General features: G+C 62.6%; 14 protein-coding genes. 6 read left to right on the forward strand and 8 right to left on the reverse strand.

From position 1 onward, the window contains the following. Positions 1-15 precede the first annotated feature (15 nt). From SH602x_RS11205 to leuC, 4 genes are all read right to left on the reverse strand, one after another. Entirely contained in the window at positions 16-1,446 is a 1,431-nt protein-coding gene (locus SH602x_RS11205) for an L-serine ammonia-lyase (RefSeq protein WP_479476870.1), read from the reverse strand. Positions 1,447-1,545: 99 nt separating this feature from the next. Then, positions 1,546-2,553 carry an N-acetyl-gamma-glutamyl-phosphate reductase gene (argC, locus tag SH602x_RS11210; protein WP_479468356.1) on the reverse strand — a complete coding sequence of 336 codons (1,008 nt, stop codon included), beginning with the start codon at positions 2,551-2,553 and terminating at the stop codon, positions 1,546-1,548. A gap of 279 nt (positions 2,554-2,832) precedes the next feature. Then, positions 2,833-3,423, reverse strand: a complete 591-nt coding sequence (gene leuD, locus SH602x_RS11215) for a 3-isopropylmalate dehydratase small subunit (RefSeq protein WP_479476871.1) — start codon at positions 3,421-3,423, stop codon at positions 2,833-2,835. Positions 3,424-3,544: 121 nt separating this feature from the next. Then, positions 3,545-4,966: a 3-isopropylmalate dehydratase large subunit gene (gene leuC, locus SH602x_RS11220; RefSeq protein WP_479476872.1), complete on the reverse strand. Its 1,422-nt coding sequence runs from the start codon at positions 4,964-4,966 to the stop codon at positions 3,545-3,547. Between the two features lie 208 nt (positions 4,967-5,174). On the opposite strand from leuC, the gene SH602x_RS11225 reads away from it, so the two are divergent. The 5 genes from SH602x_RS11225 (at position 5,175) to SH602x_RS11245 (ending at position 9,118) form a co-directional block, all read left to right on the forward strand. Next, positions 5,175-6,173, forward strand: a complete 999-nt coding sequence (locus tag SH602x_RS11225; protein ID WP_479476873.1) for a sugar phosphate isomerase/epimerase family protein — start codon at positions 5,175-5,177, stop codon at positions 6,171-6,173. 3 nt (positions 6,174-6,176) lie between these two features. Continuing rightward, on the forward strand, positions 6,177-6,692 hold the full coding sequence (locus SH602x_RS11230; protein ID WP_479468352.1) for a hypothetical protein: 516 nt from the start codon (positions 6,177-6,179) through the stop codon (positions 6,690-6,692). Between the two features lie 68 nt (positions 6,693-6,760). After that, entirely contained in the window at positions 6,761-7,771 is a 1,011-nt protein-coding gene (ahr, locus tag SH602x_RS11235; RefSeq protein WP_479476874.1) for an NADPH-dependent aldehyde reductase Ahr, read from the forward strand. A gap of 114 nt (positions 7,772-7,885) precedes the next feature. Continuing rightward, positions 7,886-8,323 carry a VOC family protein gene (locus SH602x_RS11240; RefSeq protein ID WP_479476875.1) on the forward strand — a complete coding sequence of 146 codons (438 nt, stop codon included), beginning with the start codon at positions 7,886-7,888 and terminating at the stop codon, positions 8,321-8,323. Positions 8,324-8,455: 132 nt separating this feature from the next. Continuing rightward, on the forward strand, positions 8,456-9,118 hold the full coding sequence (locus tag SH602x_RS11245) for a hypothetical protein (protein ID WP_479476876.1): 663 nt from the start codon (positions 8,456-8,458) through the stop codon (positions 9,116-9,118). A gap of 152 nt (positions 9,119-9,270) precedes the next feature. On the opposite strand, the gene SH602x_RS11250 is transcribed toward SH602x_RS11245, so the two are convergent. The 3 genes from SH602x_RS11250 to SH602x_RS11260 form a co-directional block, all read right to left on the reverse strand. Beyond that, positions 9,271-9,837, reverse strand: coding sequence for a DJ-1/PfpI family protein (locus tag SH602x_RS11250; RefSeq protein WP_479476877.1), 567 nt, complete (start codon positions 9,835-9,837; stop codon positions 9,271-9,273). A gap of 82 nt (positions 9,838-9,919) precedes the next feature. Next, complete coding sequence (locus SH602x_RS11255) at positions 9,920-10,657, reverse strand: 4'-phosphopantetheinyl transferase family protein (RefSeq protein ID WP_479476878.1); 738 nt, start codon at positions 10,655-10,657, stop codon at positions 9,920-9,922. 116 nt (positions 10,658-10,773) lie between these two features. Beyond that, the gene (locus SH602x_RS11260) at positions 10,774-11,934 is read right to left on the reverse strand and encodes a trans-sulfuration enzyme family protein (protein ID WP_479476879.1); all 1,161 of its coding nucleotides are present in this window, start codon (positions 11,932-11,934) and stop codon (positions 10,774-10,776) included. 137 nt (positions 11,935-12,071) lie between these two features. On the opposite strand from SH602x_RS11260, the gene SH602x_RS11265 reads away from it, so the two are divergent. Beyond that, positions 12,072-15,794, forward strand: coding sequence for a hypothetical protein (locus tag SH602x_RS11265; protein ID WP_479476880.1), 3,723 nt, complete (start codon positions 12,072-12,074; stop codon positions 15,792-15,794). Between the two features lie 98 nt (positions 15,795-15,892). Here SH602x_RS11265 and SH602x_RS11270 read toward each other — a convergent pair whose 3' ends face one another. Next, positions 15,893-17,146 carry a trans-sulfuration enzyme family protein gene (locus SH602x_RS11270; RefSeq protein WP_479476881.1) on the reverse strand — a complete coding sequence of 418 codons (1,254 nt, stop codon included), beginning with the start codon at positions 17,144-17,146 and terminating at the stop codon, positions 15,893-15,895. Between the last annotated feature and the right edge of the window lie 445 nt (positions 17,147-17,591).

Raw genomic sequence — 17,591 nt, forward strand, 5'->3', positions numbered from 1 at the left:
ACCGGCAGTGCGGCATCAGCAGTCGACGAAGTTGACCGCGACGTTCACGGCCAGCCCGCCGAGTGACGTTTCCTTGTACTTGGCCTGCATGTCCCGGCCCGTCTGCCGCATCGTTTCGATGACTTTGTCCAGCGAGACGCGATGGCTGCCGTCGCCGTGCAGGGCGAGCCTCGCCGCGTTGATCGCTTTCACCGCGCCCATGGCGTTGCGTTCGATGCAGGGGACCTGCACGAGCCCGGCGATCGGATCGCAGGTCAGGCCCAGGTTGTGCTCCATACCGATCTCGGCGGCGTTCTCGATCTGAGCGGAGCTTCCCCCCATCACGGCCGCAAGACCCGCCGCGGCCATCGAGCAGGCGACGCCGACTTCCCCCTGGCAGCCCATCTCGGCGGCAGAGAGCGAGGCGTTCCGCTTGTAGAGCGCGCCGATCGCCGCGGACGTCAGCAGAAACTCCCGCACGCCTGAATCGTCGATACCCAGAAACCGCACGGCGTAGGCGACGGTCGCGGGAATGACGCCCGCGGCGCCGTTCGTCGGAGCGGTGACGACCCGTCCGCCGGCGGCGTTCTCTTCATTGACGGCCAGCGCGAACAGACTCACCCAGTCGAGGACGTGCAGCGGATCGACGCCGACCGACGCCGCAGGCAGGCTGCGATCGAACCAGCCGTCCGTCGCCGCCTCGTTCGTGAGCCGGCGATAGAGCCCTGCCGCGCGGCGCTGTACCTGAAGGCCTCCCGGCAGGCTGCCTTCCCCCCGGCAGCCCCGTTCGATCGAGGACTTCATCACCGCCCAGATGCGGTCGAGTCCCGCATCGGTCTCGGCGTCGGGGCGCCAGGCGGCTTCGTTCCGACGAACGATGTCGGCGATTTTCAGATCGTTCTGCGTCGCGATCTCCAGCAGTTCCGCCGCCGAAGCGAACTCGAAGGCGACCGGTTCGGGCGGATCGTTCGCTCCGACGCGACCTGCCTCGGCATCGGCTTCGTCGATCACGAATCCGCCGCCGACGGAGTAGTAAGCTTCCGCCGCCAGGATCTCGCCGCGTACGTCGAAGGCGATGCATCGCATCCCGTTCGGATGCCGCGGCAGAGTCTGGTCCCCGAGAAAGATCAGGTCCTGCGATTCGTCGAACGGAATCTCCCGGCTGCCTTCCAGACGGAGCTTCTTCTCCGAACGGACGCGTGCGACGAGCGCATCGGCGCCCTCGGGATCGACGGTCTCGGGACTTTCTCCCGACAGCCCCAGCAGCACGGCCTTGTCGGTCGCGTGTCCGCGCCCCGTCAGCGCGAGCGACCCGTAGAGCTCGATACGGACGCGTTCCGCCTTCGCGAGTCGATCCCCTTCGTGAAGCGTCCGCACGAAGCGTCCCGCGGCCCGCATCGGCCCGACGGTGTGCGAACTGGACGGACCGATGCCGATCTTGAACAGATCGAAGACGCTGAGCGCCAAGGCTTCATTCCTGGATAGCGGAAACGCGTTCCGGGAATTGTATCCGCCTCGACGATTGAGAACCGCGTCGGCCCCGCCGATTCGACTGTCAGAAGGCGACTAAAGCGCCATCGTCTCAGGGTAACCGTACATCAGATTGAAGTTCTGCACCGCGGCGCCGGATGCGCCCTTGATCAGGTTGTCGAGGCAACTGATCGTGATCACGCGGCCGCGGACGACGCGAACGGTGATGTCGCAGAAGTTCGTGTGGGCCGTATCCTTCGTCGCCGGGAGGTGACTCACCACGCGGACGAAGGGCATGTCCGCGTAAAAGTCGCGGAGATGATCGAGCAGCTTGTCCTCCGCGATCGTTTCGCGCGGCACGGAATAGGCCGTCGACAGGATGCCCCGGTCCATCGGCACGAGATGGGGCGTGAAGATCGTCTCCACCGGCGCGTCGGCGCCCGCCGAGAGGAACTGGTCGATCTCCGGCGTGTGACGATGGCGCCCGACGTTGTAGGCGGAGAACGACTCGTTGCACTCCGGATAGTGAAAGTTGAGCTTCGGCGTCCGGCCCGCGCCGCTGATGCCCGACTTCGAATCGACGATGATCCCGTCGGACTTGATCAGCTTGCGCTTCAGCAGCGGATAGAGCGCGAGGATGGCCGACGTCGGATAGCAGCCCGGGTTCGCGACCAGTTGTGCCGACGGAATGTGGTCGGCGAAGAGTTCGGGCAGTCCGTAGACGGTCGAGCCGAGCCGCGAGGGATCGGGATGCTCACCGCCGTACCATTCGGTGTAGGTCTTGGCGTCCTTGAGCCGGTAATCGGCGCTGAAGTCGACGACGCGTGCGCCGGCGTGCAGCACCTGCGAGACGGTCATCGCCGACGCCGCATGCGGCAGGCAACTAAAGACGCAGTCGCACCGCGACGCGATCTCGTTCGGCGTCAGATCCTCCATGTGGAGATCGATCCGACCTGCCAGCGACGGATGGACCAGCGCGACGTGGGGGCGACCCTCCTGGCGGCTCGTCAGCGTGGTGATCTCGGCCTCCGGATGGCGGACGAGAATCTTCATCAATTCGAGGGCGGTGTAACCGGTCGCCCCGAGAATGCCGACTCGGACCATGGGCGCTTCTTGCCGTGAGAATCCTGGTGCGTTGACGTAGCGGCGAAGCGAACGAGACCGCGAGCATGAAGCGAACGCGACCGTAAATCCAGCGACGCCGGACGTCGCGATCTGGGTGGACTGCGACGTCAGCGTAATTTTTACAAGCTTTGCGGGCGGTGTGGCAGCGCAAAGCGGACGAATCCGGAATTTCCGGAGTTCGCCGGCGTCAGGGTCTTCCGAATCCCTACCGCCGTTCCGTCAGAACGGAACGCCCGTCGATTCCCGGGAAATCCGGTATCAGGCCCGCGCCTGCTCGAACGCCGTGATCTTCTCTTCGTGACGGAGCGTCAGCGCGATGTCGTCCCAGCCGTTGAGCATGCATTCGCGTCGAAAGGCGTCGACCTCGAACGGAATCGACAGACCCTGGCCGTCCATGATCGTCTGGTTTTCGAGATCGACGATCAGGCGATAGGGGCCCTTCGCCGCTCGGCCGCGGGCGAAGAGGTCATCGATCTGCGCCTGGTCGAGGCGGATCGGCAGTACGCCGTTCTTGAAGCAGTTGCTGAAGAAGATGTCCGCGAAACTGGGGGCCAGCACGACCCGCAGGCCGTAATCTTCCAGCGCCCAGACGGCGTGTTCCCGGCTGGAACCGCAACCGAAGTTCTGCTGCGCGACGAGAATCTGCGCCCCCTTCGCGTCAGGCTGGTTCAGTTCGAAGTCGGGGCGATCATTTCCCGCATCATCGAAACGCCAGTCGAAGAAGAGGAACTGTCCGAAGCCCGAGCGCTCGATCCGCTTCAGGAACTGCTTCGGAATGATCTGGTCCGTATCGACGTTGGCACGGTCCATGAACCCGACGACGCCGTCGATCTTGGTGAAGGCTTGCATGAGAAGTCAGTTCTTTCGTGTTCGTTTATCTGAGCGGGGGATGAAAATCCCCCGAGCTTTTCAGCGTGACGATGGCGTTCCGAACTCGGGGGACTTTCGTCCCCCGCTCAGGAAATCGGTCTCAACTCGCCGACTTGAAATCCCACTCGCGGATGTCGACGAAGTGACCGGCGACGGCGGCGGCGGCGGCCATCGCGGGAGAGACGAGGTGCGTGCGACCGTTGCGGCCCTGGCGTCCCTCGAAGTTGCGGTTGCTGGTCGAAGCGCAGCGCTCGCCCGGTTCGAGTTTGTCGGGATTCATGGCCAGGCACATGCTGCACCCCGCTTCCCGCCAGTCGAAGCCCGCTTCGCGGAAGACCTGATCGAGTCCTTCCTTCTCCGCCTGGATCTTCACCTGCCCGCTGCCGGGGACGACCATCGCGTTCACCTTGTCGGAGACGTGATAGCCCTTGACCACCTTCGCCGCCTCGCGGAGATCTTCGATCCGGGCGTTCGTGCAGGAGCCGATGAAGACCCGGTCGATCGCGATATCGACGATCGGCTGGCCTTCCTTCAGGCCCATGTATTCCAGCGAGCGGGCGGTCGTCTTGCGATCGACGTCGGTCGAGAAATCGCCGGGCGAAGGAACCTTCGCCGTGATCGGAGCGACCTGCCCCGGATTCGTGCCCCAAGTCACCTGCGGCGCGATGTTCTTCGCGTGGTACTCCCGGCGCGCGTCGAACGTCGCCCCTTCGTCGGTCGGCAGCTGCTTCCACTTGGCGACCGCGGCCTCGTAGTCCTTCGGCGCGAACTCGCGGCCGCGGAGGTAATCGAAGGTCGTCTGATCGGGGGCGATCATCCCGGCCCGGGCGCCTGCCTCGATAGACATGTTGCAGACGGTCATCCGCTGCTCCATCGACAGGCCGCGGATGGCTTCGCCCGAGTACTCGATCACGTACCCGGTCCCGCCATGCATGGTCAGGTCGCCGATCAGGTACAGGATCAGATCCTTCGCCGTCACGCCATGCGCGAGCTTGCCGTCGATGCGCAGTTCCAGCGTCTTGGGCGGCGTCTGCAGCAACGTCTGCGTCGCCATGACATGCTCGACTTCGCTGGTGCCGATGCCGAAGGCGAGCGCTCCGAACGCGCCGTGCGTCGCCGTATGGCTGTCGCCGCAGACGATCGTCATCCCGGGCTGCGTCAGGCCCAGTTCCGGACCGATGACGTGGACGATGCCTTGCTTGACGTCGCCGATGTCGTACAGCTTGACGCCGAAGTCCTTGCAGTTCTGACGGAGCGTCTCGATCTGCTGCTTCGAGATCGGATCCGCGATAGGCAGACTTCGATCGGTAGTCGGAATGTTGTGGTCGGGCGTGGCGACCGTGCGGTCGGGCCGGCGGATCTTCCGCCCCGCGATGCGGAGCCCTTCGAAAGCCTGGGCGCTGGTCACTTCGTGGACCAGTTGCAGATCGATGTACAGAATCGCCGGCTGCGGAAACTCGTGATGGACGACATGCGAGTCCCAGATCTTCTGGAACATCGTGCGAGGCGAGCTGGCGTTCATGCGGCTGGGGGTCGCGGGAAAGGCGGCGGAGCGGGGTTCTGACGGGCCGAAAAGGCGGTCGCTCCGCAATCCGCTGATTATAGAAGGAGTTCCCGATTCGCTAAACTGGCTTTCGACCGTTCGTCGCCGATGGGGACTCTCTCCCTCGCTCCCCGGTTCGCGCCTTCTGATTCGCTGCCGCTGACTCCCCCGGAAGAGAGGTTTTCCCGTGACAAGCGCCCCCTCGGATAATTTTGCACGCGGAACGAACCGCCGCGGCTTTCTCGGAACTTCTCTCGCCCTGGCCGGGGCGGCGCTGACGGGCGGATTCGGCACTTCGACGACGAACGCTCAAGAAGATTCGGGGGACTCAAGCCCCGCGCTCGGGAAGGCGCGGAATCCGATCTGCCTGTCGACGTATTCGATCTGGCGGTTTCAGGACGGCCTGAAGATGCCGATCGAGGAGTGCATTCCGCTGGCGGCGGAGTGGGGCTTCGACGGCCTGGAAATCCTGCACGTCCAGATGGAATCGTACGAGCCGGCTCACCTGCGGAAGCTCAAGCGGCTGTCGCTCGAAAATGGCCTGCCCCTCTGTGGCATGTCGACCCATCAGGGCTTCATCAAGGAAGATCCGGAGGAGCGGAAGAAGAACGTCGAACATACGAACCTGTGCGTCGACCAGGCCTACGAGATGGGGATCCCGACGATCCGCGTGAATACCGGCCGCTGGGGGACGACGAAGACGTTCGACGAACTGATGGCCGCGCGCGGCGTCGAACCGACGCCCGAAGGGAAAACGGACGAGGACGCCTTCAAGTGGGCGATCGATTCGCTCGCGGAGTGCGTCAAGCATGCCGAGAGCCGGGGCGTCGTCCTGGCGCTCGAGAATCACTGGGGGCTCAGCCGGACGCCGGAGGCCATCCTGCGGATCGTCGACGCCATCGACTCGCCCTGGCTGCAGGTCCTGCTTGACACGGGCAACTTCCTGGAAGACCCGTACGACGAACTGGTGAAGATCGCGCCGCGCGCCTGCTTCGTGCAGGCGAAGACCTACTACGGCGGCGGAACGTGGTACACGCTCGACCTCGACTATCCCCGCATCGCGAAGATCCTCGCCGACGCGGACTATCGCGGCTGGGTCTCGCTGGAATTCGAAGGGAAGGAAGACTATCGCACCGCGGTCCCCAAGAGCCTCGCGATGCTGCGGGAGGCGTTTCCGCAGAGTTGATTCATGAACGCTCCTCGCTTCATTATCCAGCGAGTTCGTTGCAGTTGGACGAAGGCGTCTCGCGGCGGCGAGGCAGCGCGCATCCGCAACGCGCTTCCGCGTCAACTCACGCTTCCGCTGGAAGCGTTCGCGGCGCCGGTCACGCTGCATCGAGTCGATTTCGACGAAGCGAAGGATTTCGCGCGATTCGAAATCGTCGAGCGGTTCTCGTCGCTCGTAGACTGGCGGGACAACGAACTCGCGCTGAGGATTGTCGACGGCAAACTCGAGGCGAAGCATCTCCGAAGAGGTTACAACGCTGCTGTTCGGAGCCGCCCCGTTCCGTTCGTCGGGGGCGTCCGAATCGCCGACGGCGAATGGGCAGAATTGCGAGCGAATGGACGCTACGTTGACTACGACACCGGCCACTGGTCGTTCGATGCCACGACGTATAACGTCGGTTTGTTTTCGGACGTCGAGACCGATCGCTTCGCAGTTACAACGCCGGCAAAACGTTACGCCGACCTCGCGAGGCTCTGACGGCGCGACTTCACGATTCCCTCTCGGAACGACTCTGAGACCTCAAGGAACTGAGAGCAGAAAGCGCCATGACCATCCGTGCCTACGCCGCCCATTCCAAGGGCGGAACGCTGGAACCGTTCGAATATGAGCCGGGCGAACTGGCCCACGACGACGTCGAGATCGACGTGGAGTGGTGCGGGCTCTGCCATAGCGATCTCTCCATGCTCCAGAACGACTGGGGGATCAGCGCCTATCCCTTCGTGCCGGGACATGAGGTGGTGGGGCGAATCGGCGCCGTGGGCCCGAACGTCACGCACCTGAGCGTCGGCCAGCAGGTCGGGCTCGGGTGGAACTCGCGAAGCTGCCTGCACTGCGAACAGTGCCTGTCGGGCAACCAGGTTCGGTGTCCGTCGACCGTCGGCACGATCGTCCATCGGCATGGCGGCTTCGCGGAGAAGGTCCGCTGCCAGTCGGTCTGGGCCGTGTCGCTGCCCGAGGGGGTCGATCCCTCGACGGCAGGACCGCTGTTCTGCGGCGGGATCACGGTCTTCAATCCGCTGATGATCAACCAGGTCAGTCCGACCGCGCGGGTCGCCGTCGTCGGCATCGGCGGGCTGGGGCATATGGCCATCGCCTTCGCGAAGGCGTGGGGTTGCGAAGTGACCGCCTTCTCGACCAGCCCCGACAAGGAAGCCGAGGCTCGTGAACTGGGGGCGCATCACTTCCTGGCAACGCGGGATCCGAAGGCTTTGGCCTCGGTCGCCGGTCGGTTCGACATGATTCTCGTGACGGTCAACGTCGATCTCGACTGGGACGCCTACATCGCGGCTCTGGCTCCGGGAGGCAGGCTGCATCTGGTCGGAGCGGCGGAGTCGATCAAGGCGACCGTCTTCCCCTTGATCGGGGGCGAAAAGTCAATCGGCGCCTCGCCTACCGGCAGCCCCGTGCCCGTCGCCAGGATGCTCGAAATGGCGGGCCGTCACGGCGTGCAGCCGATCGTGGAACGCTTTCCGATGTCGGAGATCAACGCCGCCTTCGATCGCCTCAAGAGCGGCAAGGCCCGCTATCGCATCGTGCTGGAGAATGACTTCAAGTAACGGCTGCTTTGACCTCAGCGGGGGACGAAAGTCCCCCGAGGTCGAACCGAATCGCCGCGCCGAAAGACTCGGGGGACTTTCGTCCCCCGCTCAGATAGTTCGAAGAGATTCGCTATGAACGACCGCCACGTGACGACGAACGCGACGATCATTCCGTGCCTCTACTACCGGGACGCGTCGAAGGCGATCGACTGGCTCTGCGACGTCTTCGGCTTCGAGCGGAAGGCGGTCTACAAGAACGACGCGGGCGGCGTCATGCACGCGGAACTGACGTTCGGCGCCGGGATGGTCATGCTCGGCGACAACCGCGAGGGACCCTTCGGTCGCCTGATGAAGCATCCCAGCGACATCGACGGCTGCGAGACGCAGGCGCCCTACGTGATCGTCGCCGACGCGGACGAGGTCTATTCCCGGGTCATCCAGGCGGGCGGCGAGATCCTGCAGCCGATCAAGGACGAAGGGTACGGCGGTCGCGGTTTCATGTGCCGCGACCTGGAGGGACACGTCTGGAGCTTCGGCACCTACGATCCGTGGAACGTCCCGGCGATGTGAGATCGGAAGATGTGAGATCGATCCAGGCCGGGTTGTGGAATCGGGCGCCCCGCCAGATGTGACAGTTCAAGGAAGACGATCGCGGGAAGATGGATCTCCGAACGCCTGCTGCCGCGATCGATCCTCGGCTGGATGGGCGTCGGCGCGGCGGCGGTGGCCCTGGTCATCGTCGTGCGGATGCTTCTCGTCGGAGGCGGCGACGCCGCGCCGGCCGCGAACGCGGACGGTCCCTGGTGGAACGTGGCTCGCAACGGAGCGACGGGCCGCGACGGCGAGATCGGAACGTGGGTCAACGGCCTGTTCGCGCTCGGCGGTACAGTCGCCGGCGCGTTGGCTGGCGCCCTGTCGTCGTGGATGCAGTCGCGGCATCAGTGGCTGCAGGATTCAGGACGCATCCGTCGCGAGAAGATGGAAGAACTCTACACGCTGCTCGACCGTCGATTCGACTGGTACCTGTCGCTCCCGCGAAAGGTCGACTGGCTCGCCAACAACGAATTCGGCTGGGCCGACGCGACGCTCCCCGAGGCTCTGCCGACGGAAACGAAGAACCGCATCTTCATGCTGATGGGGATCTATGCCCCCCAGTTTCTGGGCAGCTTCGTCCAGATTCACGACCGCGAAGTGGCCGTCGCCAATTCGATGCAGGAGATCGGACAGGCGCTGCGGAAAGGTTCGACGCGCGAGGATCGCGCGAACCGGCATGCGAAGCTGGTCGCCGACGTCCAGGCGCTCGTCCCGCTGTTCAAGGACGTGCTCCGCAAGATCGCGACCCAGGCGCGCGAAACGCTGGGGTGAAGCGAAGCTTCGTAGGGTGGGCCTTGGCCTACCTTCCGCTCCAACAGCGCCGACGAAGCGGCCTCGCAACCACTCGCCGCTCTCCGGCGTTCTCACACGGTGGGCCAAGGCCCACCCTACGGAGATTCGTCCCCCGCTCAGGATGCGCCGACTTAAGCCGTCGCTCCCAGCATCTTCAGAAACTCCCGCATCAGCGGCGCGTTGTCGTGCCAGGTGCGGGCGAAGACGAACGGGCCGTCGACGACGGACTCGCGATCGACGTAGGTCGCGCCCCCCTGCTCGACGTCGAGCTTGCACTTGGCCACCGTCGTGGCCGTGCGTCCCGCGATGACGCCGGCGGCGGTCAGGATTTCGACGCCGTGACAGACGCACGCGATCGGCAGGTTCTTCTTCGCCGCGGCGCGGACCAGTTCGAGCAGATGCTGGTCGTACCGCAGGTACTCCGGCGCTCGACCGCCCGAGATGAAGAGCCCGGCGTACTCGTCGATGTTCACGTCGCGAAAGGCGACCGTCGCCTTGATGAAGTAGCCGGGGCGCTCCTGCGTAATGTCCCACGGAATCGACGAGTCGGGCGGGATCTCGTGCAGCACCGTGTGATACAGCCGCGCTTCCGGGCCCGCGACGACGGCGTCGAACCCTGCCTCCTTCAAACGAAAGTAGGGATAAAACGTATCGAGCGCCTCGGTCGCGTCGCCGAGCGGGAGGAGGATCTTTTTCATGTACCGTCGTATCTGAGAAGCCTGAGCGGGGGACGAAAGTCCCCCGAGGAATTGTGCACGTTCTATTCTATTGAGCAGCGTCCTACGACAGATTCTCCAGCGACGAGGCGTCGTTCGTGCCGCACGGGCTCCACTCGCCCATCGCCCATTGCGTCTTCTCGCCTTCGACGATCGCGGCGGCGACGAAGCCTTCGGGAGCGGGAAGACCTCGCAGTCGCCAACGCGCGAAGTCGGCGTCGTCGGCCGCGCGGCAGAGCCGGGCTTCGCCCTTCGGATCGAGCGTCACGTCGAACGAATCGAGCGGCAGCGACAGTCCTCGGCCGCGGGCCTTGATGTAGGCCTCTTTCCGCGTCCACCCGCAATAGAACGCCAGCAGACGCAGATCGTCCGACAGGCTGCCGTACTCCGCCTGTTCCGCCCGCGAGAAGTATCGCCCCGCCAACTGCTCAGTACGACGTTTCTCCGAGATGGCCTCGATGTCGACGCCGATCTCCGCTTCGAGCGTCACGCCGACCAGCGCCCATTCCCGGGAGTGGGACAGGTTGAACCTAAGGCCGGCGTGTCGTTCCGTCAGGAAGGGCTTGCCGTGAACGTTGACGCCGAACCTCAGCATCTCGGGCGGATCGTTCAGATAAGTCGCCAGGATCTCCCGCAGCGCGCCCCGGCTGACGCAGGCGACCCGCTGCCGATCCTCGAAGCGGAAGCGACCGACTCTCTCCCGTTCGTCGTCGTCTAACCAGTCGCTCAGCCGACGATGCACCTCTTCCGGCTGGTCGAGCCGGATTCGCCAGAGGTGGACGTCAGAGGGAGAAAGGTGCATGAGGGCTACGGCGGACGTTTTTCTGAGCGGGGGGTGTAAACCCCCCGAGGTTTCGGCGCTGCTGTCGATCCGGCCTCGGGGGATTAACATCCCCCGCTCAGGAAAGCTCACGACGATCACGCGTTTCGCAGCGCCTGATCGAGATCTTCCTTCAGGTCGTCGACGTCTTCCAGTCCCACGGAGAGTCGCACCAGACTGTCGGAGATGCCGTGCTTCTGGCGGTCGGCGGGATCGTAGCTGGCGTGCGACATCGTGGCCGGCTGTTCGATCAGCGATTCCACCGCGCCCAGGCTCACCGCGAGGGCGAACAGTTTCGTGCTCGCCACCAGCCGCTTCGTCCTCGCGAGGTCGCCGTCGGCTTCGAAACTGATCATGGCGCCGAATCCGCCGTCCATCTGGCGTCTGGCGACGTCGTGCCCCGGATGCCCCGGCAGACCGGGATAGTTCACCTTCGTGACGCGGGGATGCGCGGCGAGGAACTCCGCGATCTCCTGAGCGATGCGGCAATGCTCTCGTACGCGCAGGTCGAGGGTCTTCAGTCCCCGCGAGAGCAGGAAGCATTCCATCGGCCCCTGCACGGCGCCGGTCGCGTTCTGCACGTAGTAGAGCCGGTCGAACAGTTCCTTATTCTTGACGACCAGCGCCCCGCCGAGAACATCGCTGTGACCGCCCAGGTATTTGGTGCTGGAGTGCATCACGATGTCGAGGCCCAGTTCCAGCGGCCGCGTCAGCACGGGCGTCGCGAAGGTGCTGTCCGTTCCGACGAGGGCGCCGCGAGCATGGGCGATCTTCGCACAGGCGGCCAGATCGGTGATCGACAACAGCGGGTTACCCGGCGATTCCAGCCAGACGAGCTTCGTCCGGTCGGTCAGCGCCGCTTCCAGGCGCGCGGGGTCGGTCGTATCGACCAGCTTGACCCCGATGCCCGAGCGGTTGCAAATCTTATGCAGCAGGCGGTAGGCGCCGCCGTAGATGTCGGATCCCGCGACGATCTCGTCGCCCGACGAAAGCAGCATCGTCACGCAGTGGATGGCCGCCATGCCGGAGGCGAACGCGAGCGCTCCGCCGCCGGACTCGAAGCTGGCGCCCTCGAGGTTCGCGAGCGTCGTCTCGAAGTTTCGCCTCGTCGGGTTGCCGCTGCGGGAATAGTCGTACGCCCCCCACTCGCCGGCTCCCTTCTGCACGAAGGTCGAGGCGAAATGAACGGGAGGCACGACCGCCCCCGTCAGCGGATCGGGCTCTTGTCCGACGTGGATGGCTCGCGTGCGGAATTTCATTGGAGACGTAGAAGACCTACCCGAAAATCGGCTACAGTGCCGGACGATGACCGGCAGCTCGTGCCGCGCACAGGTCAAGTAACTGCCTCAGACGCACTCGCAGTCGCTTTTCGCCCGCGAGTAACACAGGAGTCGGAATGCGAATCGACGTCAAGGACCTAGCAACTCATTTCAAAGGTGAAGGAACACGATTCGAGGCACTTGCCTTTGACTTGCTTCGCGCAGTTGGACGTAGGTGCGGAGTTTCGACCAATAGCATCGAGTGGGATTACAGAACCAACGTAGGCGACGGCGGCCGAGATATCGTTATCGCTGTCGGCAGTTCTGTAGAGGCTGAGACCTTCATCCCACGGCAGCCATCAATCTGGTCGTTGAAGTCCGGAGACGATGGCCTCTCGGCCTCATCGCTGCAAAGCGAGATTACCACTCATCCAAGAGTCATTGAGCACTTAGTGGCTGGCCGTGCGTATGTGTGGTGCGCAGTCAACCCGGCCAGCCATGTAAAGAGAGATGAACTGCGAAGCAAAGCAAACGAAGTGGCAGATCAACTCCACGTCAGCCGCGACCTCATCTATTTTTGCTGGCTCGAACAACTTCAAGCTGAAATCAACCGTCACCCAAATCTCATTCCGCTTCACATTCCTTCGCTTGCCTCAGATCTGAGGGAAATAATTACACTTCGGGAATGGAAACGAGAGCTAACGCTGACAGAGACATGGGTTGAATTTGGAGGAAGGGGCCTTATTGCAAAACGCATTCAAGACCATCTGCTTAGTAAAGACGAGAATAACGTCCTACACATTGCCGGATTATCGGGAATAGGAAAGACTCGCACAGCATTAGAGGCGTGCCAGAAGACGGCAGAGCTGCGAGGGATATTCTATGTCCCGAGCTTCGAGCAGGTTACACGCGAATTATACCGATACCTCGAAGACGAAGATCGACAGGTTCAGCTTGTAATCGACGAAACCCCTCTTCATGAAATCGACGCAATCGCTAGCAGAGTCAGGGAGTTTGCCGAGAGAGTACGAATTGTAACCATCGGCCCTGCGGTTCGTCAGTCTAGGACGGTGGGCAGGGACATTTTGATCTTAGCCGAGCCGGAGGAGGAGACGGGCGTTCGCGCAGTGGTGAACGAGGCTGGCCCGGGGTTAGGAGAGACAGTTCGTGCGAGCATTGCTGCGAGATCGGGCCACGATCTTCGGCTGGCGCTGTTGCTCGTTAAAGCAGCACTGACGATTCCTGAGTTCCGGGATGCGCCAGTCGTCGATGCAGATGGTGTTTGGAAGCGATTAATGAAACTATTCGCCGCTCACGTTGGCGATCCTGCCGCATTCCGCGATCACTACGAAGTACTTACTTCGACGCTCGATATAGGCATGTCTGGCGTAGTGGATGGCGAAGTTGCATTCCTTGCGACGCACTTCGAGCGCTCTGCGGAACGGCTACGAGAAGCTGCTCATAGCGCAACTGCATGCGGCCTCGGCATCGCGACGCTTCACTTTTTTGAAGCCACGCCAAGAGCACTTGCAGTATGGCTTTTTGAAACGCGGGTCTGGCCTCGCATCCGAGATCGACTGGAAACGTTTTTCAGCGGCCTATCACCTCGTCAGTCTCGCAAATTTCTGGAACGCTGCCAGGATTGCAGCGCGGATGTTAGAGAGGAGGTTTCAGCCCGCGTGGGCGAGACGTTTCTTGAAATCTTGAAGCCTTATGGCCTGCTGGGACTCACTAGTCGCGAGGCGTCACGACTGTTTCAAGCTTGGGCGGAGTTCGATCCGAGCCGTGGCCTCCAATGGCTAAAAGGCGAAGTGAACAAAGCTGATGCAAGAACGCTTATGGCATTGGACGGAGAGCCCGAGGGCGGTGGCTGGCGGGGCCGGAGGCAGCTTGTCTGGCTCTGCCAAAACCTTGCCAGCTTCTATGAGCATTTCCACGATTGCGAGGCAATTCTTTTTCAGTTCGCACTGAACGAAACGGAACGAGGAATTGGCAATAATAGTACTGTCGTTTGGAGGAGTCTTTTCTGGCCTATTCTTGCTGGCACTGAAACCCCCTTTCGCGAGCGCTTTGAACTGCTCATGAAGCGACTGGGGCGGGCGGACGCCAGTCAGTTGGCACTCCTGCTAGGCGCGGTCCTTGACTGCATCCGACCTCCGCTCGTAGGGCTTCCATTGCCACCACGCGTCGTCGGCGGTCGTGTGGTGCCCTCGATCTGGAGCCCTAGCAGTTCAGTCGAACTGGCAAAACTACGCGTGGGGGCGGGACGCCGGTTACTCGCGGCCACATTGGATATGTCGGGCGAGATGCGTGCGGCATCTCTCGATGCCATCGTGTCCAATCTAGCTGCGTTCGCCGATCTGGGGCTCTTGAACGAGGTCCGTAGCGTCCTATTCTCTACGAAACCCGTTGCCCAACTCCGGCGACGTTTAGTCGGTCAACTTGAGGAGCTCCGGACTTCATTCGACGAAGAGAAGGCGCCCTTTGGTCGCCGTCGCGGCACAGCGCCAGAAGACGTTCAAGCGTGGCTAAAGGAGCTTGCGCCGGATGACCTGCATACCAAAGTACTCGACTTGACGGCACGTGATTACTGGTCAGTTTATACCCAAGAAGACAGGGCCAGGCCGTATGAACTCCTCGCTGAAGAACTGAATAGCCATCTCGATGTCGTCTCGGATCTTGCCGAATGGTTTCAGTCGCCAGAGTCCAAGTCGTCGGATTCGCTTGGATTCTGGATGGGTCGGATGGACTCTAAATCGCGACTGGAGTCGGTGGTTAGCGAGTGGATAGCAGAAGATCGGGCAAGGCCGTATGTAGTTGGGTATCTGAGCGGCTCCGCTGTGAGGGAAGGCCAGCTTTCGAGCAGCTGGGCATCAGTGCTTGACAAACTAGGGCCTGAACGCGCGGAGGTGGCGGTTCAGGCGACTCTAGCAGCAGATGTATCATCCCGAGGCTTTGAGCGATTGCTGCGGTTCCTCCCGGCGTTGGGGCAATCCGGAACCGGATACCTACGGCGACTTGCCGCCGGCGATTGGGTATCAACGCTGGCTTCGCAGCATCGGCTCCGAGCAATAGAGGAATGCCTCCAACGTAACGCCGAAGGCGATCCGGACGCCGCACAGACTGGTTTAGACCTTATTTCGATATGGTCTCACTCAGATAAGTCGATCGACGATTCAACTTTGGCCGACGCCGCGTTACGACTGCTTTCTAGTCCAATCCCTTCGCGGTCGCGTAGGCAGGGACATACTTGGATCCGCGTTGCGGAACTGATCAGCGATATATTCCCCCGCCAAATTGCCGAAATCGTCCTCGGTGGGCTTACGAATCCAGATGACTCGCTTTGGAGACTTCAGCACCCGGAGTCTGCGCTGATTAAGGCAGCAACCAGCGACCCCGGTGGAGTTATGGAAGTTCTGGGGGGAATTATTTTGACTCCGAAGCGACGTCCGTATCTTGGGATCATTAAGCTTCCCGGACTGGCGGATGCACTAGGGGTAAGTGTTATCTCGAGTTGGATCGAGCGCCACGGTTCCGAGCACCTTCGCTGGCTGGTCCGGCATATCACCAGCCCTTCGGTAACAGATGAGGGCGAAGTCGCACTTCCTCCAGTAACAGAATGGTTTTTCACTCACTACGATGAGGACCAGACCGCATTTGAATGGTTTCTAGCTGGGCGACACTACTTTGAATGGAGCAGTCCGTCTGCCGAGACGCTAGAAGCAACGCGCCGTCAGATGTCGCCCCTGCTCAATCATTCCTTGAAACGCGTGCGAGACTGGGCAGCATCTGAAATTAGGGATGCAGAGGTGGAGTGGCGAGCGACTCAGCAGTGGGACGAAGAAGACGAAAGAATGTGATCGCTACTTAACACTTGCGAAGTTGCTCTATAGCCTCCTCCCGGAAGGTAAGATGCTGATCGACCTCCGGTCGGTTGACAGTCCGGTTCATTATGAATCTACCGTGCCGCCTCGAGCGCCCGGTCGAGATCGGCGATCAGGTCTTCGCTGTTCTCGATGCCGCAGGCCAGGCGGATCATGTTGTCGGGAATGCCGAAGCGTTTGCGATCCTCGGGCGTCTGCTTGTAGTAGCTCATCACCAGCGGCTGCTCGATCAGGGACTCGACGCCCCCCAGGCTCGGGGCGATGCGGAAGATCTGCGTCGAATCGACCACGTTCGCCGTCTGACGCCAGTCGGCGTCCTTCACCAGGAACGTCACGAGTCCGCCGAAGCCGCGCATCGTCGCGCGGGCGACGTCGTGATAGGGATGATCGGGCAGGCCCGGGTAGTAAACCTTCTCGACCTTCGGATGCGCGGCGAGGAACTCCGCGACCGCGAGGCCGTTGGCGTTGTGGCGGTCCATCCGGAGCTCGAACGTTTTCAGCCCCCGTTCGAGCAGGTAAATGTTATGCGGCGAGTTGATCGCGCCCAGGATGCCGCGAAGCTTCATCACGGCGTCGAGCTTTTCTTTCGAGCCGATGATCACGCCCGCGAGCAGATCGTTGTGGCCGCCCAGGTACTTGGTCGCGCTGTGCAGGACGTAGTCGACGCCATGCTCCAGCGGGCGCAGGTTGTAGGGCGTCGCCAGCGTCGCGTCGATCAGCGTCTCCACCCCGCGACGCTTTCCGATGTCGGCGAAGCGTTCGAGGTCGATGCACGACAGGTGCGGGTTGGTCGGCGACTCGCTGACCAGCATCCGCGTCTTCGGACCGATGGCGGCCTCCATCGCGTCGTAGTCGCCCGTTTTCGCCTGACGAGTGACGACGCCGAAGCGGGAAAGATGCTTCAGGCAGAACTCCCGGCTGCGATGGTAGCACTCGTCGAAGAAGACGATTTCGTCTCCCTGATTGAGCTTGGCCATCAGCAGGCCGACGATCGCCGCCATCCCGGACGAATAGAGGACGGCCATCTCGCCCCCTTCGAGCGCGGCGAGCTTCCGCTCGACGACCTTCTCGCCCGGGTTGCCGTAGCGTCCGTACTCTTCGCGAGGCTGATCCTGCTCGATGAAGTCGATGATCGACTGCGTGTTCGTGAACGTGTAGGTCGACGCGCAGATGATCGGATCGGTGATCGAATCGGCGAACTTCTGACGCGCCTCGCCTGCATGCACGGCGATCGTCGAAGGACCGTGCGACGGGGTCGACCGGCCGCGAGACGAGTTCGGCTGACCGGGGGTCGCGGGACCGAGAGAGGGGGTCGTATCGGCAGACATCGAAAGCGCTCCGGTTGCTGGATTCGCAGGGAGTCGCGGCGTCGGGAGGATGGCGCTCTCCCGGAAAGCTCTCGCGCTGCGGAATCGACCGGAGTCGCCTCGTGCGTCTGGATCGAACGGACGGGTGCGACCTGCGTCGCGCGACGTCGAACGTTCGCCAGCGAGGCGAAAGCGGTGGCTCTTTAGCAGATCGAAGGCTGCAAGCGGCCGCAAATCCCTTGTCGCGCCCGCGCAGTCCGCGGGACGATTCAGGCGTCCTCCATCTTACTGGAAACGATCCGCTTCGCAATCCGCAGGATCGAGTTCGCCGGGGTCCCCTGATATTCGGGCCCGCCCCGCGAAGCGCCCCGATCTTGGCCGCAGTCGCAGGAAACCGTTCGCCAAGGCCGTTCGGGGCCTTAGAATAGGGCGTAAAGCGGATCCCCCGCCTGCTCGACAGGGCGGA

Source organism: Lignipirellula cremea, assembly GCF_056501455.1.